The sequence below is a fragment of the Devosia alba genome, assembly GCF_039938915.1.
Lineage (GTDB): Bacteria > Pseudomonadota > Alphaproteobacteria > Rhizobiales > Devosiaceae > Devosia > Devosia alba.
Genome location: NZ_JBDUUI010000006.1, coordinates 69,658 through 90,480, shown reverse-complemented (window position 1 = coordinate 90,480; position 20,823 = coordinate 69,658). Strand labels below are relative to the sequence as shown.

20 protein-coding genes are annotated in these 20,823 nt (G+C 64.6%); 17 read left to right on the top strand and 3 right to left on the bottom strand.

What is annotated here, in order from left to right; genetic code table 11:
* Positions 1 to 34: 34 nt before the first annotated feature.
* From ABFY71_RS10665 to ABFY71_RS10635, 7 genes are all read left to right on the top strand, one after another.
* Positions 35 to 652: a ribonuclease D gene (locus ABFY71_RS10665; RefSeq protein WP_347945963.1), complete on the top strand. Its 618-nt coding sequence runs from the start codon at positions 35 to 37 to the stop codon at positions 650 to 652.
* A complete protein-coding gene (locus tag ABFY71_RS10660) occupies positions 652 to 1,305 on the top strand; it encodes a hypothetical protein (protein WP_305576724.1) in 654 nt (217 codons plus the stop codon). Before ABFY71_RS10665 ends, ABFY71_RS10660 begins: the two co-directional genes overlap by 1 nt.
* A gap of 10 nt (positions 1,306 to 1,315) precedes the next feature.
* On the top strand, positions 1,316 to 1,768 hold the full coding sequence (locus ABFY71_RS10655; RefSeq protein WP_305576726.1) for an LptA/OstA family protein: 453 nt from the start codon (positions 1,316 to 1,318) through the stop codon (positions 1,766 to 1,768).
* On the top strand, positions 1,765 to 2,532 hold the full coding sequence (lptB, locus tag ABFY71_RS10650) for an LPS export ABC transporter ATP-binding protein (RefSeq protein ID WP_305576728.1): 768 nt from the start codon (positions 1,765 to 1,767) through the stop codon (positions 2,530 to 2,532). Before ABFY71_RS10655 ends, lptB begins: the two co-directional genes overlap by 4 nt.
* 151 nt (positions 2,533 to 2,683) lie before the next feature.
* Positions 2,684 to 4,195: an RNA polymerase factor sigma-54 gene (gene rpoN, locus ABFY71_RS10645; RefSeq protein ID WP_347945962.1), complete on the top strand. Its 1,512-nt coding sequence runs from the start codon at positions 2,684 to 2,686 to the stop codon at positions 4,193 to 4,195.
* 234 nt (positions 4,196 to 4,429) lie between these two features.
* The gene (gene hpf, locus ABFY71_RS10640; protein WP_305576732.1) at positions 4,430 to 4,999 is read left to right on the top strand and encodes a ribosome hibernation-promoting factor, HPF/YfiA family; all 570 of its coding nucleotides are present in this window, start codon (positions 4,430 to 4,432) and stop codon (positions 4,997 to 4,999) included.
* A gap of 47 nt (positions 5,000 to 5,046) precedes the next feature.
* On the top strand, positions 5,047 to 5,514 hold the full coding sequence (locus ABFY71_RS10635) for a PTS sugar transporter subunit IIA (RefSeq protein ID WP_347945961.1): 468 nt from the start codon (positions 5,047 to 5,049) through the stop codon (positions 5,512 to 5,514).
* A gap of 87 nt (positions 5,515 to 5,601) precedes the next feature.
* Here the strand turns inward: ABFY71_RS10635 and ABFY71_RS10630 are convergent, their stop codons facing one another.
* On the bottom strand, positions 5,602 to 5,889 hold the full coding sequence (locus ABFY71_RS10630) for a DUF1150 family protein (protein ID WP_305576736.1): 288 nt from the start codon (positions 5,887 to 5,889) through the stop codon (positions 5,602 to 5,604).
* Positions 5,890 to 5,904: 15 nt separating this feature from the next.
* Positions 5,905 to 6,324 carry an Hsp20 family protein gene (locus tag ABFY71_RS10625; RefSeq protein WP_305576738.1) on the bottom strand — a complete coding sequence of 140 codons (420 nt, stop codon included), beginning with the start codon at positions 6,322 to 6,324 and terminating at the stop codon, positions 5,905 to 5,907.
* A gap of 120 nt (positions 6,325 to 6,444) precedes the next feature.
* Here ABFY71_RS10625 and ABFY71_RS10620 point away from each other — a divergent pair, with 120 nt between their 5' ends.
* Positions 6,445 to 7,293: a glycosyltransferase family 2 protein gene (locus ABFY71_RS10620; RefSeq protein WP_347945959.1), complete on the top strand. Its 849-nt coding sequence runs from the start codon at positions 6,445 to 6,447 to the stop codon at positions 7,291 to 7,293.
* A gap of 44 nt (positions 7,294 to 7,337) precedes the next feature.
* On the opposite strand, the gene ABFY71_RS10615 is transcribed toward ABFY71_RS10620, so the two are convergent.
* A complete protein-coding gene (locus tag ABFY71_RS10615; protein WP_347945958.1) occupies positions 7,338 to 7,658 on the bottom strand; it encodes a hypothetical protein in 321 nt (106 codons plus the stop codon).
* A gap of 360 nt (positions 7,659 to 8,018) precedes the next feature.
* Between ABFY71_RS10615 and rpmI the strand changes: the two genes are divergently transcribed.
* The 9 genes from rpmI (at position 8,019) to trxA (ending at position 20,781) form a co-directional block, all read left to right on the top strand.
* Positions 8,019 to 8,219: a 50S ribosomal protein L35 gene (gene rpmI, locus ABFY71_RS10610; protein ID WP_035099236.1), complete on the top strand. Its 201-nt coding sequence runs from the start codon at positions 8,019 to 8,021 to the stop codon at positions 8,217 to 8,219.
* Between the two features lie 20 nt (positions 8,220 to 8,239).
* Positions 8,240 to 8,641: a 50S ribosomal protein L20 gene (gene rplT, locus ABFY71_RS10605; protein WP_305576748.1), complete on the top strand. Its 402-nt coding sequence runs from the start codon at positions 8,240 to 8,242 to the stop codon at positions 8,639 to 8,641.
* 194 nt (positions 8,642 to 8,835) lie between these two features.
* On the top strand, positions 8,836 to 9,966 hold the full coding sequence (gene pheS / locus ABFY71_RS10600; protein ID WP_347945957.1) for a phenylalanine--tRNA ligase subunit alpha: 1,131 nt from the start codon (positions 8,836 to 8,838) through the stop codon (positions 9,964 to 9,966).
* Position 9,967: 1 nt separating this feature from the next.
* Complete coding sequence (locus ABFY71_RS10595; RefSeq protein WP_347945956.1) at positions 9,968 to 10,600, top strand: DNA polymerase III subunit epsilon; 633 nt, start codon at positions 9,968 to 9,970, stop codon at positions 10,598 to 10,600.
* 12 nt (positions 10,601 to 10,612) lie between these two features.
* Complete coding sequence (gene pheT / locus ABFY71_RS10590) at positions 10,613 to 13,033, top strand: phenylalanine--tRNA ligase subunit beta (protein ID WP_347945955.1); 2,421 nt, start codon at positions 10,613 to 10,615, stop codon at positions 13,031 to 13,033.
* A 199-nt stretch (positions 13,034 to 13,232) separates the two neighbouring features.
* Positions 13,233 to 13,937: a nucleotidyltransferase family protein gene (locus ABFY71_RS10585; RefSeq protein WP_347945954.1), complete on the top strand. Its 705-nt coding sequence runs from the start codon at positions 13,233 to 13,235 to the stop codon at positions 13,935 to 13,937.
* Positions 13,934 to 16,951, top strand: coding sequence for a double-strand break repair protein AddB (gene addB, locus ABFY71_RS10580; protein WP_347945953.1), 3,018 nt, complete (start codon positions 13,934 to 13,936; stop codon positions 16,949 to 16,951). Before ABFY71_RS10585 ends, addB begins: the two co-directional genes overlap by 4 nt.
* Positions 16,948 to 20,379, top strand: coding sequence for a double-strand break repair helicase AddA (gene addA / locus ABFY71_RS10575; RefSeq protein ID WP_347945952.1), 3,432 nt, complete (start codon positions 16,948 to 16,950; stop codon positions 20,377 to 20,379). The genes addB and addA overlap by 4 nt, the downstream gene beginning before the upstream one ends.
* 78 nt (positions 20,380 to 20,457) lie before the next feature.
* Positions 20,458 to 20,781 (top strand): thioredoxin, encoded by a 324-nt coding sequence (gene trxA, locus ABFY71_RS10570; protein ID WP_305576762.1) that lies wholly within the window; start codon positions 20,458 to 20,460, stop codon positions 20,779 to 20,781.
* The last annotated feature ends 42 nt before the right edge of the window (positions 20,782 to 20,823 follow it).

Genomic DNA, 20,823 nt, shown 5'->3' with positions numbered 1-20,823 from the left:
ATCAGGGATAGACCCCAAGCTTGCGAGAGTTTTCATGGCGATCCGACTGCACCGCGGCGACCTGCCCAACTTGTCCAATTACGACGGCCGCGAAGTGGCGATCGATACCGAGACCATGGGCCTGCATCCCCATCGGGACCGGCTCTGTGTCGTCCAGCTCTCGCCCGGCGATGGCAGCGCCGATATCGTCCAGATTCCGCAGGATGCCAGCCAGGCGCCCAATCTGACCAAACTGCTTGCCGATCCCAAGGTCACCAAGATCTTCCACTATGCCCGCTTTGACGTGGCCGTGCTCAGGAACCGCTTCGATGTGGTCACCGGCCCGGTCTACTGCACCAAGATCGCCTCCAGGCTGGTGCGCACCTATACCGATCGCCACGGCCTGAAGGATATCAGCCGCGAACTGCTGGGCCTCGACCTGTCCAAGCAGCAGCAGAGTTCCGATTGGGGGGCCGACAAGCTCAGCGATGCCCAGCTCGACTATGCCGCCGCCGATGTGCTGCATCTGCACGATCTCAAGCGCCATCTCGACCGCATGCTGGCCCGTGAAGGCCGCACCGAGCTCGCCCGGGCCTGCTTTGACTTCCTCGCGACGCGTTGCGAACTGGATTTGCTGGGCTGGGACGAAACCGACATCTTCGCGCATAGCTGATGGATAATCTGGCGCTGGACCTGCAGGCCGATGCCGCCCAGCGCGCGGCGATTTATCGCCGGCTGCAGGGGCGCAATCGTCTGGTCGCCATTCTGCGCATCGGCGTGCCGGCGCTGGGCCTTCTCGTCCTGGTGGCGCTGCTCGGCCAGATCTATCTGTCCAGCCTAACCGGCCGCTTTGAAATCGGGCGTATCGAGGTCTCGCGCGACACCATCGCCATTGAGACCCCCGAATATTCCGGCGTGCTCGACGATGGCACCACCTACCGCGTCTGGGCCAGGTCGGCCGAGGCGGCAATTGCTGCCGCCGATCAGATCGCCCTGAGCGAGGCGGCCCTCACCATGCGCCGCCGCAGCGGGCTGGTGACCGAGGTCACCGCGCGCGATGCCACGCTCGATACCGGCCGCGAGACCGTGACCATCCCCGGCGTCGCCCTGGTCGAGGAATCGACCGGCACCACCGGCACCATCCGCGATTCGCTGTTCGACTATGCCGCCCAGACCCTGGTGGGCCAGGGCGCAGTGCATATTGACTATGCCGACGGCACCACGCTCGATGGCGTCGGCATGACCTATGATGTCAGCAACGCCATCTGGACATTTTCTCGTGTGACCGTCACTTTGCCCTCCACGCCCGGATCCGACACCCCATGATCAAGTCACCATGATGCTGCGCCTGTTTGCTTTCCTCGCGCTGGCCCTTGCGGCCACCCCGGCCCTTGCCCAGCAGGAGGTCAACATCACGGCTGACCTGTTCACGCTGGACGAGCAGACCAGCACGGCCGTGTTCACCGGCAATGTGGTGGTGGTTCACCCCACCGTCACGGTCTGGGCCCCCAAGGTGGTGGCCACCTATGGCGCCGGCGGCACCAGCGACATCAAGACCTTCGAGGCCACCGGCGCGGTCAAGCTCGAAACCACCGATCAGACTGCCACCGGTCAGCGCGCGGTGTTCACCCCCGGCGACCAATTGCTGCGCCTTACTGGCGATGTGGTGGTGGTCAATGCCGGTGGTACCGTCAATTCCGACGAGCTCGTGGTCAATCTTGAAACCAATGTCTCGACTTTCACCAGCGGCCAGAAGGGCCGGGTTACCGGCGTCTTCACCTCACAATGAGCGCCAGTCCCGATCAGCCGGCCAGGCCGCGCCTCGACCAGACCGGCTGGCTCGTCGCCCATAACCTGGCCAAGAGCTTTGGCAAGCGCGTGGTCGTGCGCGATGTCTCCATTGCGGTGCGCCGCGGTGAGGCCGTCGGTCTGCTCGGCCCCAATGGCGCCGGCAAGACCACGGTGTTCACCATGATCATGGGCCTGGTCAAACCCGATGCCGGCTCCATCCAGCTTGATGGCCGCGCCATCACCCACCTGCCGCTGTTCCAGCGCGGCCAGCTCGGCATTGGCTATCTGCCTCAGGAGCCCTCGATCTTTCGCGGCCTGACGGTCAGCGGCAATATCATGGCGGTGCTGGAAAACCACATCAGCGACAAGCCGGCGCGCAAGGCGCGGCTGGCCTCCTTGCTGGCGGAGTTTTCCATCCAGCATCTGGCCAAATCCAACGCGCTGGCCCTGTCGGGCGGCGAACGCCGCCGCGTCGAACTGGCCCGGGCGCTGGCCGCCGATCCCGCCTTCATGCTGCTCGACGAGCCCTTTGCCGGGGTGGATCCGATTGCGGTGGCCGAGGTCAAGGGACTGGTGCGCCAGCTCACCCAGCGCGGCATTGGCGTGCTGATCACCGACCACGCCGTGCGCGAGACGCTGGGCCTGGTCGACCGCGCCTATGTCATTCACGGCGGCAAGGTGATGATTCAGGGGCGCCCCGAGACCATCAGCGCCGATCCCGATGCCCGCCGCGTCTATCTGGGCGAAAATTTCGAAATCTGACCGCGCAGCTCGCTCATCGCACTTGGCAAGGGACTTGGCACGAAATTTGCCCGCATTGGGCGCCGTTGCTTGCCCGCTGCGCAATAATGAGGCATGGTCGCGCTGAAAATTGGGCAGTTTTGGCCCGAACTTGTGCTCAGGGTTTCGTTTGATGGCACTTTCGCCGCGTCTGGAATTTCGTCAGGCCCAGAGCCTGACACTGACGCCGCAGCTGATGCAGTCCATCCGCCTGCTGCAGCTCAGCCACCTTGAGCTGAACAATTTCGTCGAGGACGAATTGCTGCGCAATCCACTGCTCGAGCGCGGCGATGGCGCCGAGCCCGGCGAGCCTGACATCCCCGAAGTGGTCGAACGCTCCACCGAAATCACTGCCTATGAAGACACTGTCGATCGGGGTGATCGCATCCAGGATGCCGATTCCATTGCCGATGGCTATGATACCGCCGTCGAGAATGTGTTCCCCGACCAGACCGCGCAGGATCAGCTCAATCCGGCCAGCCGGCTGGATCGCAATGGCAGCTCCGAGGCCGGCGAAGCGCCCGATATCGATCAGTTTGTCGCGTCCCGCCCGGTGCTGAGCGAACACCTTGAAGCCCAGTCCAACCTCATCCTGCGCACGGCGGCCGATCGGCTGATCGCCCGCTACCTGATCGATGGCCTCAACGAAGCCGGTTACCTGACCGCCGATCTGGATGCTCTGGCTGAGCAGCTGGGCGCCGAACGGGCCGATATCGAGGCCGTGCTGCTCGCCTTGCAGGGCTGCGATCCCGTCGGCGTCTTTGCCCGCAGCGTTCCCGAATGCCTCGCCATCCAGCTGCGCGAGCGCGACCGGCTCGACCCGATGATGCAGGCGCTGCTCGACAATCTGGAGCTGCTCACCGCGCACGATATGGCCGGCCTGCTGCGGGTCATTGGCTGTGATCGCGAAGATCTGGTCGATATGCTGGCCGAACTGCGCCGGCTCGATCCGCGCCCCGGTCTGGCCTTTGACAGCGGCCCGGTCGAAACCGTGGTGCCCGATGTGTTCGTGCGGCGCGGCCCCGATGGGGGTTGGCAGATCGAGCTCAATACCGAGGTGCTGCCCCGTGTGCTGGTCAACCGGGTCTATTATGCCAGCGTCACCAAACAGGCCCGTGCCCCCGGTGAAAAGGCCTTCCTGTCCGATTGTCTCTCCACCGCCAACTGGCTCACCAAAAGCCTCGATCAGCGGGCCCAGACCATTCTCAAGGTGGCGGCCGAGATTGTGCGCCAGCAGGATGGTTTTCTGACCCACGGCATTGCCCATCTCAAGCCGATGACCCTGCGCATGGTGGCTGAAGCCATCGAGATGCACGAATCCACCGTCAGCCGGGTCACCGCCAACAAATATCTGGCCACCCCGCGCGGCCTGTTTGAAATGAAATACTTCTTCACCACCGCCATTGCGTCCAGCGATGGGGGCGGCGATCACTCGGCCGAAGCGGTGCGCCACCGCATCCGGCAGCTGATTGAGGCTGAACAGGTCACCGCGGTGCTCAGCGATGACACCATTGCCGAGATGCTCAAGCAGGAGCAGGGTATCGAGCTGGCCCGCCGCACCGTCGCCAAATACCGCGAGGGGATGAATATCCCCTCATCGGTGATGCGCCGCCGCCGGATGAAAAATTCCCAGCAAATGGCCTGACCCCGCCAGCGCCCGGCCCGATGGCTCGCGCAGGATAAGGCGCTTTTGTGGCCAAGTCCAAGGGATAAACCACCCCGAACCGGGAGTTGCGCATTGCTTCGGTCGCGCCCTCAGGTCTAGCATTGGCGTAGCGGCCACCCATATCTCAAGGGGTAGGCAGCAGGCGTGATCCCGAAACCGGGAACGGCTTTCGGCGATCTTCACGTCGCACACGACAAGAAGGGAATAGAAGCCATGACCTTACGCGTTTCGGGAAAGAACATGGATGTCGGCGATTCGCTGCGCGGCAAAGCCGAGGAGCATTTCAACACCGTTGTCGGGAAGTATTTCGACGGCGGCTATGACGGTCATCTCACCCTCTCACCCGATGGCATCGGCTTCCGCGCCGATTGCGTAGTGCACCTCGATTCCGGCGCGACCTTGCAGGCCAGTGCCCAGGGTGGCGACCCCACCGCGGCCTATGAGGTCATGGCACTTAACATTGAAAAGCGGCTGCGCCGCTACAACCGCAAGCTCAAGCAGCACCGCCGTGGCGCCAATGGCGGCGACGTGACGGCGCAATATACCGTGCTTGATGCCGGCACCCAGCTCGATGAGCTCGACGCCGACTATGCGCCGCCCGTGATTGCCGAAGGCACCAAGAGCCTGCGCCAGCTCAGTGTTGAGGAAGCGGTGATGGAGCTCGATCTGACCGGTGGCCAAGTTGTGATGTTCCGCCATGCTGGACATGGTGGACTGAATGTGGTCTACCGCCGCACCGACGGTAACATAGGTTGGATCGACCCCGCCCTCGGAGCCAGTTGATGTGCTCCTGAACCACAACTGGCGCAGTTAATCGTAAGGTAATTTGAATGGAATTGGCCAATATTCTGGCTGAGCGTGCCGTGCTATTTTATCCCGATACAACAGCCAAACGCCAGTTATTTGAGGACCTTGCCACCCGTGCTGCTGAACTGACCGGGTACCCGAAGGCCGACATCCTCGCTGCCATCAATGGCCGCGAGGAACTTGGCTCCACCGGGCTCGGCAATGGCATCGCCATTCCGCATGGCAAGCTCCCCGGACTCAAGGGTGTCACCGCGCTGTTCGCGCGGCTGGATCATCCCATCGAGTTTGATGCGGTTGATGATCAGCCGGTCGATCTGGTGGTCCTGCTGCTGGCGCCCACCGGGGCCGGCGCCGATCATCTCAAGGTGCTGTCGCGCGTGGCCCGGCTGCTGCGCACCGATAATGTGGTCGATGAACTGCGCCAGACCGATGACCCGGCCCAGATGCACGCCATTCTCACCCAATCCCTGCTGGGCACCTACGCCGCCTGATCGGCTGGGCCAGTCAGTCACTCAACAAAAACCCTCCAGCGGGTGACGCTGGAGGGTTTTTCATTTTGTCGCTGGCCCTGGTGGGGTTCAGTGCAGCGTGGCCAGGCCCAGATTGTTCTCGCCGAGCCAGTCATTGACGGAATCTTCGGTGTCGGTCACCAGCAGCGGCGTACCATTGGCCGCCATCAGCAGCTGATACTCGGTCTCGGCCTCAAACACCGCATCCTCGATCAGCGTGCCCAGCACAGCGCCGGTCACCGGGCGCAGATAGGCTACGGCATCGCCGCCCAGGGCTGCAAATTGCGCCCGTGTCAGTGATTTCAACGGATGGATCACGCGATCTGCTGCGGCCACGTCGGTTGGTTTTTCATACATGGTGTCGGCCTTTCCTCAGATTGAGCGAATTTCGATACGGCGGGCGTTCTTGGGCGCTTGCGGGCGTTCAATGGTAATAACGAGCATACCGTGCCCTAAAGTTGCATCCAGTACCATCATGCCATCGGCCAGCAGGAACGAGCGTTGGAATTGTCTGGCGGCAATGCCGCGATGCAGAAACTCCCGCCCTGGCTCGTCTTTCTGCTTGCCGCGCACGATGATCTGGCTGTCTTCGGCCAGAACCTCAAGCTCATGGGCGCCAAAACCGGCAACGGCGATGGAAACCACAAAGTGCTCGGTGCCCTGGGCATCGACAGTGCGCTCAATGTTATAGGGCGGATACCCGTCGGCAGATTTGGCCAACCGATCGACGCGCTCCTCAAAGCTGTCAAAGCCGAGGAGAAATGGGGCGGAAAATACCGAAACACGCGTCATACACACCGTCCTTGATCGTCAAGCAACGCACCGACACGCGACCCGATTGCAGTGGCATCGCGCGTCTGCCACGAATATGGGACCTGCACGCCCATCGTTCAAGGTCGAGGTTTTGCTGCCGTGTCCCACACCGTTTCCATCATCACGCCGGCCTTTCGGGCCCAGCCCACCATATTGGCCACCGTGCGCTCCGTGCTGGCCCAAACCCATGCCGATTGGCAGCTCTGGCTCATTGCCGATGATGGCTTTGACTATGCCGGGCTGCTGGCGGAGGCCGGGCTGGACGACAGCCGCATCCTGCATCTGAGCAGCGGCGGGGTCGGGCTGGGGGCCGCCACCGCCCGCAATCGCGCGCTGGAGCGTCTCGACACCCCGTTTGCCGCCATTCTCGATGCCGATGACCGGCTCAAGCCGCAAAAGCTCGAACTGGCTGTTGAGGCCCTCGCCGAGCACGCCATTGTCACCACCGCGCTCGATGTGATGGACGAAGCGTTCAATCATCTGCGTTTTGTCGGGCAGGGGGCCGATCAGGCGCTGACGCCGGGCCAGCACAAATGGGTCAGCCTCTCCATGGATTCAATGCTGGTCTGGGATCGCCGCCGCACCGATGGCCGCTATGACGCCACCATGAGCAATATGACCGATCTGGAATTCCTGCTGCAGCTCTATCGCCAGGTGCCGGCCTCGTTTCATCTGGGCACCCCGCTGCACGATTACATCAAGCGCAGCGCCTCGATGAGCAATGGCGCCAATGTCGCTGCCGGCATGATCGCCTCAAAGACCACGCTGCTGCAGCGCCTGCGCGCCGGCTTTTACGGCCTGCCGGCTGAGGATGTCGCCGGGCTCGAACAATTCCTCGACATTTCGCTGGCTGCCGAGCCCCTCTATGGGCCCGCCCTGGCCGCACAGCCCGGCCTGCTGTTTGAGGATCACCTGGAACCCAGGCTCGCCCAGGCAAAACGCGCCTAGCCTGTGGCCGGCCCCCGCAGGAGCCGGCCAGTCTGTCGCCAGGCTTACAGTGCGTAAAGGGTCAGGCTGTTCTGTTCGCCGCTGACGCCGACAATCTGCTCGAGCGTATAGCCCTGACGCTCAATGGTCTCGAGCAGGCGATGATTGTTGCCCACCCGGGCCTGTACCGAATTGAGGTCGTTGTCGAATGACAGGACGGCCGCCTCGTTCTGGTTGACCTGCAATACGGTGGCGCCAAAGGCCTCCTGAATGGCGCTGAGCGAGCTGACCCCGTCCATCACGTCATACGGGTTGGCGGCCAGGCTGGCACTCGACGCGCCGGCCAGAAGGGTAGCGGAAAGGGCGACGATCTTGAGCAGTTTCATAGTGATTTCCTTGCGTTGATGGGGGTAGAGGTCGTTTTGATCTCGCTGGGAAATACGCAGTGCCGGCGCAGGAAGTTTCACTGCCGTTCGCAGAAGCTGAACACTGAGCCGTGATCAGTCATCAACAATGCCGTTAAGCGGCCCGTTTTTCCATTTGTCAGCGCCTCGGCAAGCTGGACGATCGCGGCCGCCGCGCCCCACGGATTTGACGGCGTCAGACTCTGCTTGAGCCTCTTGCTCTGTCCCCGGTTTCCGCTTATAGAGCCAACTTCTCCGGATCGCCCGGCCAACAGGCATGCCGTGGCGATCTCTGAATGCGATGGGCCAAATCCATCCAATCTTCTTATAAGGACCCGCAAAATGCCCAAGATGAAGACGAAGTCTGGCGCCAAAAAGCGTTTCAGTTTCACAGCGACCGGTCGGGTCAAGGCAGGCGTCGCCGGCAAGCGCCACCGCCTGATCAACCACAATGCCAAGTACATTCGCACGAACCGCGGTACCAAGATCCTGTCCAAGGGCGACGAGGGTCTGGTCAAGTGGTACATGCCGTACAATCGCTAACGCTGAAAGGAAGCTGACACATGTCACGCGTTAAAAGAGGCGTTACCAATCACGCCCGCCACAAAAAAGTTCTCAAGGCTGCTGAAGGCTATTATGGCCGCCGCAAGTCGACGATTCGCATCGCCAAGCAGGCTGTCGAAAAGGCCGGCCAGTATGCTTATCGCGATCGTCGCATCAAGAAGCGCAATTTCCGCGCCCTCTGGATCCAGCGCATCAATGCTGCCGTGCGCGACCAGGGCCTGACCTATGGTCGATTTATCGACGGCCTCAGCAAAGCTGAGATTGCTGTCGATCGTAAGGTGCTGAGCGATCTCGCGATCACCCAGCCTGAAGCGTTCGCCGTGCTGGTCACCAAGGCCAAGGCTGCTCTGGCGTATCTGGAAGACGTGGACACTGTTACCCACGCTCGCGTCACCGCCTAACTCTCCCCAGCTTCGCTGAGGTCGATTTTGACGCCTTGCGCCGCCCTCTGGGCTGGCGCGGGGCGTTTCTGTTTGTTGGCGTCGGCCTCTTTTACCCTTCTCCCTCAACTGGAGAGGGACGACCATGCAATTTGCACCTGACTCTGCTGGCTCAAAATGCTCTAAAGCCCGCAAAACGACCGAATGAGAATGCCATGTCTCTCGATACCCAGATCGACACCCTGCGCAGCGACCTCAGCGCTGCCATTGCCGCAGCCGCCGATGAGGCCGCGCTCGATACCGTCCGCGTCTCTGCCCTGGGCAAGAAAGGCAGCGTCTCGGCGCTGCTGGCTTCGCTCGGCGCCATGGCCCCCGAGGAGCGCAAAAGCGCCGGCCCGGCCATCAATGGCCTCAAGCTCGAGATCGCCGGGCTTGTCGACGCCAAGAGCAACGAACTCAAAGCCGCCGCGCTCGACGCCCGCCTGCGCGCCGAAACCCTCGATGTCACCCTGCCAGTCCAGCCCGCGCCCACTGCGCGCGGCCGCATCCACCCGATCAGCCAGACCATTGACGAGATCACCGCGATCTTCTCCGACATGGGCTTTTCCATCGCCGAAGGCCCCGATATCGAGACCGACTACCTCAATTTCACCGCGCTGAATTTCCCCGAAGGCCATCCGGCCCGGGAAATGCACGACACTTTCTTCATGAAGCCGGGCCCCGATGGCGTCAAAAAGGTGCTGCGCACCCACACCTCGCCGGTGCAGATGCGCGTCATGCAGAAAACCAATGAAAAGCCCGCCGCGGCCTATCTCACTCCCGCCATGGATCCGCCGATCCGCGTCGTCATGCCCGGCCGCACCTATCGCAATGATAGCGATCAGACCCACACCCCGATGTTCCATCAGGTCGAGGGCCTCGTTATCGACAAGTCGAGCCATATCGGCCAGCTGCGCTGGGTGCTCGAGGAGTTCCTCAAGGCCTATTTCGAGGTCCCCAACGTCACCCTTCGCTTCCGCCCCAGCTTCTTCCCCTTCACTGAACCCAGCATGGAAGTGGACGTGCAGTGCGACCGCTCCGGCAGCGAAGTCAAGATCGGCGAAGGCAGTGACTGGCTCGAGATCCTGGGCTGCGGCATGGTCCATCCCAATGTCATCGCCAATGCCGGCCTCGACCCCGAAATTTACCAGGGTTTCGCCTGGGGCATGGGCATCGACCGCATCGCCATGCTGAAATACGGCATGCCCGACCTGCGCGCCTTCTTTGACGCCGACCAGCGCTGGCTCGACCATTACGGCTTCCGCCCGCTGGACCTGCCGACCCTGTTTGGTGGGTTGAGCAGCTAGCATGACTGACGCGCCAGACCATGCGATTTTCATCGTCACCGACATTGAAGCCGATGGCCCCACGCCCTTGCGCCATTCCATGCTCAGTTTTGCCTCGGTCGCCATTGATGCCGATGGCCAGCGCTATGGCGAGTTCGAGGCCGTGCTGGAGCCGCGCGCCGACAAGACGCAAAGCCCGATGACCATGGATTGGTGGGCCACCCAGCCCGAAGCCTGGGCGGCAGCCACCACCGGCGCCGAGCCGGCCGAGATCGTCATGCCGCGCTATGCCGATTGGGTCGACAGCCTGCCCGGTCCCTGCGTCTTTGCCGCCGCGCCGATGATGTTTGACGGGCTGTGGATGGACCATTATCTCGACAGCTTCGCCGATACCCGCGTGCTGGGCGGCCCCTTTGCCCAGCGCCAGATCTTCAAGGGCGGCGGGGTCTGTCTTTACACCATGGCCGGCACGCTGCGCGGCGTCCCCTATCCGCAATGGGGCATGAGCCGGCTGCCCGCCGAGTTCTTTGGTCACATCGCCCATACCCATAAAGCCATCGACGATGCCCGCGGCTTTGCCAATGTGCTCGTTGAACTGATGAAAATTTCCCACGCTCTGCCGCCGATCTCCGGCAGCCAGAGCGACTTCCGCTAAGGTGCCGATCTCATGAAATTCACCCTCGACTGGCTCAAGCAGCACCTCGACACCGATGCGTCGGCGACCGAGATCGCCACCACGCTGACCTTGATCGGGCTCGAACTCGAAGGCATGGAAGATCAGGGCAAGGCCTTTTCCAGCTTCGTCACCGCCCATATCGTCTCGGCCGAACAGCACCCCAATGCCGACAAATTGCGCGTCTGCAAGGTCGATGCCGGCACCGGCGAACTGATCGACGTGGTCTGCGGCGCCCCCAATGCCCGCACCGGCCTCAAATCGGTGTTCGCCGCTCCCGGCACCTATATTCCGGGCAAGGACATGACCATCGGCAAGGGCAATATCCGCGGCCAGGTCAGCAATGGCATGCTGTGCTCGGATGCCGAGCTCGAACTCTCAGACAACCATGACGGCATTATCGAGCTGCCCGCCGATGCGCCGATCGGGGTGCCCTATGACCAGTATGCCGGCATTGGTGGCGTGGTGTTCGACATTTCCATCACCCCCAATCGCGGCGACGCCACCGGCGTCTATGGCATTGCCCGCGATCTGGCCGCCTATGGCCTGGGTACGCTCAAAGCCACCGACATGTCGCCGGTCCCCTCCAGGGGCCCCAGCCCGATTCTGCCGCTGCCGCAGCTATTCAGCGCCGATGAGCCCAAGACCATTCGCCGCTTTGGTGGCCGCTATATCACGGGGGTCAGGAATGGCCCGTCCCCCGCCTGGCTGCAGCAGCGCCTGCGCGCCGTCGGCCTGCGCCCCATCAACGCCATTGTCGATATCACCAATCTCGTTTCGCTTGGCTGGGGCCGCCCGCTGCACGCCTATGACGCCGACAAGATCGTTGGCCAGCCCGTGCTGCGCAATGCCCGCAACGAGGCGTTCGAGGCGCTCGACAACAAGGTCTATACGCTCGACGAGACCATGACCGTCATCGCCGATGATCTCGGTCCGCTCTGCCTCGGTGGCATTATGGGCGGCGTGCGCTCCGGCGTCACCGAAGCCACCACCAATGTCTTCATGGAATGCGCCAGCTGGGACCCCGATCTGGTCGCCCGCACCGGCCGCAAGACCGGCATTGTCTCCGATGCCCGCTATCGCCTCGAACGCCATGTCGATCCGGCCTTGACCGATCCCGGTCTGGAACTGGCCACGCGCCTCGTGCTCGAGCTTTGCGGTGGCGAGCCGATGGAGCCTGCCATTTCCGGCGACGATATCTACCCCAATACCGTGGTCGATTTTCCGCTGTCCGAAGTCAAACGCCTCACCGGTCTCGATGTCGAGCCGATGATTATTACCGCCATCCTCACCAGGCTCGGCTTCGAGCTGACCGCCAAGGGCGACAGCTTCACCGTCAAGGTGCCCAGCTGGCGTCCCGACGTGACGCTGAAGGCCGATCTGGTCGAGGAAGTCATGCGCATGGTCGGCGTCGACAATATCCCTGTCGAGCCGCTGGCCCGTCTCAGCCATGTCGCGCCGCGCATGCTGACCACCATCCAGAACCGCCGCCGCATCGCCCGCCGGGCGCTGGCGTCGCGCGGTCTCGATGAGGCGGTGACCTGGAGCTTCATCAGCCATGGTGAAGCCACCCGTTTTGGCGGTGGTCAGGAAAGCCTGCAGCTGGCCAATGCCATTGCCGCGGACATGACCGATATGCGCCCCTCGCTGCTGCCGGGCCTGCTCGCCGCGGCCCGTCGCAATGCCAATCGCGGCATAGATGATCTGGGCCTGTTCGAAGTTGGCCAGGTTTTCCTCTCCGCCAGTCCCGAGGGCCAGCACACCTATGCCAGCGGCATCCGCACCGGCACGGCCAGGCTTACCGGCGCGGGCCGCCACTGGTCGGGCAAGGCCGACAAGGTCGGCGTGTTCGACGCCAAGGCCGATCTGGCCGCCGCGCTCGATGCGCTCGGCGTTGATATCGACAAGGTCCAGATCCTGGCCGAACCCGCGCCCTGGAGCCATCCCGGTCGTGGTGGCCGCATCGCCCTGGGCCCCAAGATCACCCTGGGCTGGTTCGGCGAACTGCACCCGGCCATGGCCGCCGAGCTCGACATTGATTTTCCCGTCGCCGCCTTCGAGATCGACCTCGATGCCATCCCCGAGCCGCGCCAGAAAGCCACGAAGACCAAGCCGGCCCTGGCGCTGTCATCCCTGATGCCGCTCACCCGCGACTTTGCCTTTGTGGTCGATGCTTCGGTCACGGCCGCCACCATCCTCCGCGCCGCCCGCGGTGCCGACAAGGCGCTGATCAAGGACGTCACCATCTTTGACGTCTTCGAGGGCGCCCATCTCGGCGAAGGCAGGAAGTCGGTCGCCATCGCCGTCACCATCCAGCCCAGCGACAAGACCCTGACCGACGAGGACATCGACACGATATCCGCCGCCATCGTCGCCGCCGTCACCAAATCCACCGGCGGCGTGCTGCGGGCATAGCGGGCGCACCGTTTCGCCCCGCCCACGGAGCGGCACCTCCCCCTCGACGGGGGAGGTTGGGAGGGGGTGTGAGAGCCCCGATACCGGGGCGCCCATCCCCTCCCTGACCCTCCCCGCAAGGGGGACGGTGTCGACTGCTAAATCGGTGCAGCGGTCTACAGCTCTTGCCTCGGCGACGGTGTACGGCTCTTATCCCGACATGACCGAACCCAGCCGATTCCCCGATGTGATGCTGCTGGCCGCGGGCCTGGGCACCCGCCTGCGCCCCATTACCGATTCCATTCCCAAGCCGCTGGTGCCGGTGGCCGGCGTGCCGTTGATCGAGCGGGTGATGGACAATGCCAGGGCCGAGGGCGCCCGGCGCTTTGTCGCCAATGCCCACTACCGCACCGACCAGTTGCTGGCCCATTTCGGCGGCCTGCTCAAGGTCAGTCGCGAGGACGAGCTTCTCGATACCGGCGGCGGCGTCAAGCGCGCTCTGCCCATGCTGCTCTCGGACCCCATTCTGGTGATGAATACCGACGCCTTCTGGCCCGCCGGTAGCGACACCCCGCTCGCCCGCATGCTGGCGCGCTTTGACGAGCGCACTGACATGGTGCTGCTTTGCGTGCACCCGCGCGACGCCGCCGGCTTTGGCCGCAGCCATGATTTCTGCCTGTCGCCGCACGGCACCATCACCCGCGATACCGGTGCGCCGGTGATCTATGGCGGCGTGGCGCTGATGGGCAAAGCCCTGTTCAACAATACCCGCGACGGCGCCTTCTCGCTCAACCATCTGTTCGAGCAGTGCCTCGAGCGCGAATCCCTTTATGGCGTTGCGCTCAATGCCCCCTGGTTTCATGTCGGCGACGCGGCTGGCCTTGCCGCAGCCGAAGCGCGGCTCGTCGCGCCGGCCGCGCCATGACGCTGTTTTCCATTGCCCCCCATGCCCGCTTCATCGCCACCCTGGCCGACCGGGTCATTGACGGCACCCTGCTGGGCGGCGCCGACCAGACCCAGCCCTTCTGGCTCACCGATGTCACCATCGTGCTGCCCACCCGCCGCGCCAAGCTGGCGCTGGCCGATGAATTCGCCCGCAGGGGTCACGGTCTTCTGCCCGACATCCGCAGCTTTGGCGGCGAAGTCGAAGACGAGGAACCCTTCCTGCCGCCCTTCGACGCGCCCACGCCCTTGCCCGCTGCCTCGGGGCTCGAACGCCGTCTGGTGCTCTCCAGCCTCGTTGACCAATGGGCCAATTCCGCTGCCGGCCAACGCGCCTTTTCCAGCCCGCCCACCGCTGGCGAAATCCTCTCCATGGCCGAATCGCTCGGCCTGCTGATCGATGATCTGCACACCGAGGAGCGCGGCGCCGCCGAGATCCGTGCCATCGTCCCCGAGATCGAGGCCAATCTGGGCGAATACTGGCAGCAGACGCTGACCTTTCTCGACATCGCCCTGACCTATTGGCCGGTGCGGCTCGAGGCCAAGGGGCAGGCCGATACCGCCGCCCTGCGCGGCCAGCGCCTTGATCGTCAGGCCAAGGCCGCGCCCCTGGTCTATGGTGACCGGCCGGTCATTGCCGCCGGCTCAACCGGCTCCATCGCCGCCACGGCGCGCCTGCTCAAGGCCATCAACGATCTGCCGCGCGGCGCGGTGGTGCTGCCCGGGCTCGACTGCACCATGAGCGCGAACGATCACGCCGCCCTGCTCGATGACAGCAACAATCCGCACGGCCATCCGCAGTTCGGCCTGGCCAGGCTGCTGCGCTCCATGGGTGCTGCCATCAGCGACGTCACCGAGCTGGCCCCCGGTGATCATCCCCGCACCACGCTGGTCCATCGCGCTCTGGCCCTGACCAAGGACACCGCCCGCTGGTCCACCCAGCGCCTGACCACGGCCCAGCTCGACCAGGCCAGCGAGAACCTCTCTGTCATTCGCGCCCGCACCGAGGACGAGGAGGCCCGCGCCGTCGCCCTGGCCGCCCGGCAGGCCCTCAGTGAAAGCAAGACCGTCGGCATCGTTACCCCCGACCGTAATCTGGCCCGTCGCATCGCCGCCGAGCTGCGCCGCTTTGATGTCGACGTCGATGACGCCGCAGGCGTGCCGCTGTTCCAGTCCGGTGCCGGCCGGCTGTTGCGACAGATACTGGCGCTGGCGACAACCAATTGTGCCGCCGTCGATCTGATGGCCCTGCTGCGCAACCGCGCCACCCGCTTCGGCCAGAGCCGCGCCGCCATCTCTTCTTTGGCCGACGCCATCGAACTCGGGCTGCTGCGTGGCCAGCGGGCCAATCCTGGCCTTGCCGGACTGCGCCAGCTGCTCGCTGCCAATATCGCGGGCACCACCACCCATCCCGCGCGCCAGCTGAGCGAAGGCGATCGCGCGCCCATCACCGCCCTGTTCGACCAGATCGAAGCCGCGCTGGCGCCACTGTTCGCCCTGCTGGCGGAAAAGACCATCCGGGCCAGCGCCCTGGCGTCATCACTATGCACCGCCTTTGATGCCGTGGCCGATGGCGCCGACATTCCCGGGCGTCTCGAGCTGGGCGATTGGGCCCGGCAAATGGCCGACCTCAGCGGCGAAGGCCACACCTTCCGGCCGCGCCAGCTTGATGGTGTGCTGACCGCCCTGATGCTCGGCGCCCAGGTGCGCACCCATGAGGAGCGCCGCAGCGACATCGCCATCTGGGGCCAGCTCGAGGCCCGGCTGCAAAATCCCGATCTGCTGATTCTGGCGGCGCTCAACGAAGACAAATGGCCCGAACCGGCCGATCCCGGCCCCTGGCTCAGCCGTGGCATGCGCCTGGCGGCCGGGCTCAACCCGCCCGAACGCCGGCAGGGCCTGGCCGCGCATGACTTTGCCCAGGCGCTGGGCAATGCCGAAGTCATCATCGCCTATGCCGACCGCGTTGGCGCCAGCCCCGCCATTGCCTCGCGCCTCTTGCAGCGACTCACCGCCTTTGCCGGCACCGAGACCGCCGCAATCTGGGAGCAGCGCGGCGCCACCTGGCTGGAGCAGGCCCGCCGTCTCGATGCGGTGGAAGAAACAAAATCGGCGCCGCGCCCGGCACCCAATCCGCCCGCCAGCACTCGCCCGCGCGCCCTCTCGGTCACCGAGATCGAGACACTGATGCGCTCGCCCTATGATATCTATGCCAAGCATGTGCTGAAGCTGCGTCCGCTCGATCCGCTCGGCGAAAGCCCCGATGCCCGCGAGCGCGGCACCATCATCCACGATATCTTCGCCCAGTTTGTCCAGGACAGGTGCGACGTCATGGCGCCAGACGCCATCGACACGCTGATGGCCATCGCCGCCGATAAGTTCTCCGGGCTCGACGCCATTGGCGAGCGCCGCGATATCTGGCTGCGCCGCTTCCACACCGCCGCCACCCAGTTCCTCGATTTCGAGCGCGCCCGCGAGCCCCTGGTCGCTCGGCGTCACGCTGAAATCGATGGCGAGCTCAAGCTGCATCTGAGCGAACCCTTCACCCTGCGCGGCCGGGCCGACCGCATCGATGCGCTCAACGATGGCACGCTCGAGATCATCGATTTCAAGACCGGCTCGCCCCCCAGCAAGGGCGCCATGCAGGCCTTCGAAGTCCCCCAATTGCTGCTCGAAGCGCAAATGGCCAATGCCGGCACGCTCAAGGGCGATATCGCCCCTGCTGCCACCTCGGCCCTCACCTATATCAAGGTCGGCCTCGGCCCCGACGCCTTCACCGCCCGGCCCTTCGTGCCCGCCGACGGCTTTGACATCATGGCTGCCGCCGACGAAATCACCGCGCGCATGCAGCGCCACGTCGAATTCTTCCTGCTGCGCGACACGCCCATGCCGGCCCGCCTGCTGCCGCTGCCCGGCCAGCGCTTCGCCGGCGCCTATGATCATCTCTCCCGGCTCGCCGAATGGACGGCTGTCGATGGCGGGGAGGACGCCTCATGAGCGATCGTGGCACCCTCGTCGTTCCCTTCGATACCAGCGCCCAGCAGGCGCGCGCCGCCGATCCGTCCTGGTCGATCTGGGTGTCGGCCAATGCCGGATCGGGCAAGACCTTCGTGCTCACCCGCCGCGTGCTGCGCCTGCTGCTGGCCGGCGTGGCGCCCGAAACGGTGCTGTGCCTGACCTATACCAAGGCCGCCGCCGCCGAAATGCGCCGCCGCGTCGCCGGCGAACTGGCCAAATGGGCCCTGTTCGACGATGCCGACCTCGATCTCGAACTGGCCAAGGTCGAAGGGCGCAATGTTTCCCCCGAGCTGCGCGAACGCGCCCGGACCCTGTTTGCCAAGGCGCTCGAAACCCCCGGCGGGCTCAAGATCGTCACCATCCATGCCTTCTGCGAATCCGTGCTGCACCGCTTTCCGCTCGAGGCCGGCGTACCGTTCGATTTTGCCGTCATCGAGGATGATGAGCGCAGCGCCATGCTGCTCTCGGCCCGCGAAACCGTGCTCTCGGCCGGTCTTGATGTCGATGGGGCGGTGGAAACCCTGTTCCAGACCCTCAGCGACGAGCAGATCAAGAACGCCATCAATGCCGCCCTCGCCGATGGCCGCAAGCTCAAGCTGGTGCTGGCCAATCCCGAACAGGCCAAGGCCAATCTGCGCGCGCTGATCGGCGCCGCTGCCAATCGCTCCGTCAGCGAGATCAACACCGCCATTCTCGCCGAGCGCCTGCTGACCGGGGCCGACCTCGCCCGGCTTTATGCCCTGTGCCCGCCCTCGGGCGGCAATCGCAAACTCGAGGACAAACTGGCCGCCATAGACCCGGCCAACCCGTCGCCCGCCGCCTGGCTGCGCGCCTTCCTCACCGCCGACGAAACCGTGCCGGCCCGCCTTGTCGTCAAGGCGGTCAGCACGGCCGATCCGGATCTCGCCGATCTGCTCACTGCCGAAGCCGAACGCCTCGCCGAACTCGCTGCCGCCCGTCGTGCCGCCAGCCTGGTCGCGCGCAGCGACGCCCTGCTCGACATCGTCGCCGCCGTCGGCAAGCGCTACGAGGCGCGAAAGCGCACCCGCTCGCTGCTCGATTTCGACGATCTGGTGGAACGCCTTGCCGATCTGTTCCAGCACCAGTCCGGCGATTGGGTGCGCTACAAGCTCGATGCCGGCATCGACCACATTCTGGTCGATGAAAGCCAGGATACCAATGGCGAGCAATGGCGCGTGGTGCGGGCCATTGCCGAAGAGTATTTCGCCGGGGCAGGGGCCGTCAGCCGCCCGCGCTCGCTGTTTGCGGTGGGCGATCAGAAACAGTCGATCTATTCCTTCCAGGGCGCCGAGCCGGCCCTGTTCGCCGATACCGGGCGCGACTTCTCGCTCAGGGCCGACAGCGTCGACCTGCCATTCCAGCCGGTGCCGCTGCGCACCAGCTTCCGTACCCTGCCCGAAATCCTCGCCGCCGTGGATCTGGTCAGCGATCGGCAGGACATTCAGGCCGCCCTGCTCGAAACCGACAAGGTGCACCACAATACCGCCCGCACCATGCGCGGCGGTTCGGTGACGCTCTGGCCCCCCACCCAGCAGGTGGCCGATGCCCCCGCCGGCAGCGACTGGCCCACCACCGTGCTCGAAACCGAGCGCAGCGCCCCGCGCCAGATTGCCGAGCGTATTGCCAGCGAGATCAGGCGCTGGGTCGATGGGCAACGCCCGCTCACCGGCCGTGGCCGCGCCGTCACCGCCGATGACGTGCTGATCCTGGTGCAGTCGCGCGGCCCGGTGTTTCAGGAAGTCATTCGCGCCCTGCGCAATGCCAATCTCCCCACGCCGGGCGCCGACCGCCTTGGTGTCACCAGCCATATCGCGGTCATGGATCTGCTGGCGCTGTGCGACGTGCTGCTCAACCCTGCCGATGATCTGCAATTGGCGGCGCTGTTGCGCTCGCCCCTGTTTGATATCGACGAAGAAACCCTGTTCGCCCTGGCCCAGCCCCGCGCCAAGAACCAGACTCTCTGGCACGCACTGGCTGAACACGCCGACGCCAATTGTGTCGCCGCCGCCGAGCGCCTGCTCCGCTGGCGCGGCGCGCTGGATTTCGAGCGCCCCTTCGAATTCCTCACCCAGGTGCTCTACGCCGAAGGCGGCCGCAAGCGCTTCCATGCCCGCTTTGGCGGCGAGGTCGATGACGTGGTCGCCGAACTGCTCGAGCTGGCGCTCAACCACGAGCAGGGCCCCCAGCCCTCGCTGCAGGGCTTTGTCGCCGAGATGCGCCAGCGCTCGGGCACCATCAAGCGCGAACTGCCCGAATCCGGTGGCGGCGTCCGGGTGATGACCGTGCACGGCGCCAAGGGGCTTGAAGCGCCCATCGTCATCCTTGCCGATGCCGCGACCAAGCAGCGCAAGCAGATGATCGGCAAGCCGGTCTATCTCTTGGCCGAGGCGCCTGGGCCCTTACTCATCCACGCTTCCAGCACCGCCGACCATGTCGCTGCCACCCTGCCCATCAAGCAGGCGAGCGACGACAATCTCGAGCGCGAATACTGGCGCAAGCTCTATGTCGCCATGACCCGCGCCGAGGATGAACTCTATGTCACCGGCGCGCTGACCCCGGGCTCGGACGCCGGCAAGCAGCTTGAGGGCAGCTGGTACGAGTCCATCGAGACCGCCCTGCGCCCGCATGCCCAGAGCCAGACCGATGCCGATGGCGCCGAATCGGCGCTGGTCTATCCGCGGCTTCGCGTCGCGCCCGCCGCCATCGGCGCCACGCCCGAGCGGGCCAGCGCCCGCACAGCGCCGCTCAGCTTTGCTCCCTTGCCCACCCCGCTCAACATTCCCCAGGTTTCGCCATCGCTGGCCGGCAAGGCCGCTTTTCCCGGCGCCGCGCTCGATAGCCTCGCCGAACAGGTCCGCGATGCCGAGGCGGCGCGGCGCGAGGGCATTGCCCTGCACGCCTTGCTGCAGCATCTGGGCAAGCTCGATCCCGCCATCTGGCCCGAGATCGCCGACAAGGCGCTGGCCGCCCTGCTGCCTGATTCGCCTGCGGACCACGCAAGGCTGGCCGCCAAGGCCATCGCCATCCTCACCCGCCCCGAACTGGCCCATCTGTTTGGCCCCGGCAGCCGCGCCGAAGTGCCGTTTTTGCTGGACGCGCAACGCGATGGCCAGCCCATTCGCCTGAGTGGTCGCATCGACCGACTGGTGATTGACGCACAGGGGGTATTGGTGGTCGACTACAAGTCCGATGCGTCAGTGCCGGGGGGACCGGGCGAGGTACCGGGGCGTTACGTCACCCAGCTTGGACTATATGCGTTGGTTGCAACTCAGCTCTTCCCGGGACGGGCCATCCGTGCCGCAATCTTATGGACAACACTGGAATCATTGATCAATCTCTCCCCGGACGCCCTGTCGGCTGGCACCCGGGGCTTCACCTTGCAGTGATCTTGCTTGTACCCATGCTGGACACGCACCAGCTTTGGGCGCACACAGACCGCCGCTCAGAACAAAAGGCAGAATCCCATGACTACTCATGTTTCCGATGCCAATTTTGGCGAGGAAGTCCTCAACTCCCAACAGCCCGTCCTGGTGGACTTCTGGGCTGAGTGGTGCGGGCCATGCCGCGCAATTGCTCCCGTGCTCGACGAGCTCTCGACCGAACTGGCCGGCAAGGTCAAGATCGTCAAGCTCAATGTCGATGAGAACCCGGGTACCGCCAGCAAATATGGCGTCCGCTCCATCCCGACCATGATCCTGTTCAAGGGCGGCGAAGCGGCTGACATGAAGGTCGGCGCGGGCACGCCCAAGGCCGGTCTCACCAAATGGCTCGAAGGCCACGCAGCCTGATTGCAGGCAGTGCGACAGAAATTACACCGCTGGGGCGACCCG